This is a genomic window from Neisseria sp. P0021.S005 (genome assembly GCF_051956955.1).
This window is the reverse complement of record NZ_JBQCWY010000822.1, coordinates 1-847: the sequence shown is the minus strand read 5'-3', so window position 1 is coordinate 847 and position 847 is coordinate 1. Positions and strand designations below refer to the sequence as shown.

Below are 847 nucleotides of genomic sequence, written 5' to 3'. Positions count from 1 at the left end.
AAAGTAACGTTATCCAAGAGCGGGCTGGAGATAGCTTGATCGGTAGCCAAACGGGCACGGTCGATACCTTGCGCGAAACCTGAACCCATCATGGCGATACCGCGATTGCTCATCACGGTTTTCACGTCGGCGAAGTCCAAGTTGATCATGTCGCTCGGGCAAGTCACCACTTCGGAAATACCGGCAACAGCATCACGCAGTACATTGTCGGCCGCACGGAAAGCTTCACGCATGGTCACGTCTTCGCCCAAGGCAGTCATCAATTTGTCGTTAGGGATAATAATCAGGGAATCGACACGCTCTTTGAGCTGATCCAAACCTGCTTGAGCGATATGTACGCGTTTGCCTTCGTAAGCAAACGGACGGGTTACAACCGCAACGGTCAGGATACCCATTTCTTTAGCGATTTCAGCCACAACAGGAGCAGAGCCGGTACCTGTACCGCCACCCATACCGGTCGTGATGAACAGCATGTTTGCACCACGGATAGCATCTTCGATGGCTTCACGATCTTCTTGAGCAGCGGCGCGGCCAATTTCAGGATTTGCACCGGCACCTAAACCGCGAGTCAGGTTTGTACCCAATTGAATGCGTTTAGCCGCATTGTTTTTAGCCAATGATTGCGCATCGGTATTGGCACTGATGAACTCAACACCATGAATAGTGTTGGCAACCATGTTGTTGATGGCATTACAGCCGCCACCACCCAAACCGATAACTTTAATAACAGCAGGGCTCGTTGCTGATTCTGCTACGTCGTAAACAAATTCCATTCAATAATCCTCCGCGCCCCGCTTTATAAGGACGGTTCAAAAATAACTCATTATCCGTATTATATAAGAAGTAT

General features: G+C 49.6%; 1 protein-coding gene. It reads right to left on the bottom strand.

Annotation, left to right across the window (positions count from 1 at the left end; translation table 11 throughout):
• A partial coding sequence (ftsZ, locus tag ACTHUE_RS19550; RefSeq protein WP_440402849.1) for a cell division protein FtsZ occupies positions 1-773 on the bottom strand: 773 nt, incomplete at its 3' end.
• Positions 774-847 lie beyond the last annotated feature (74 nt).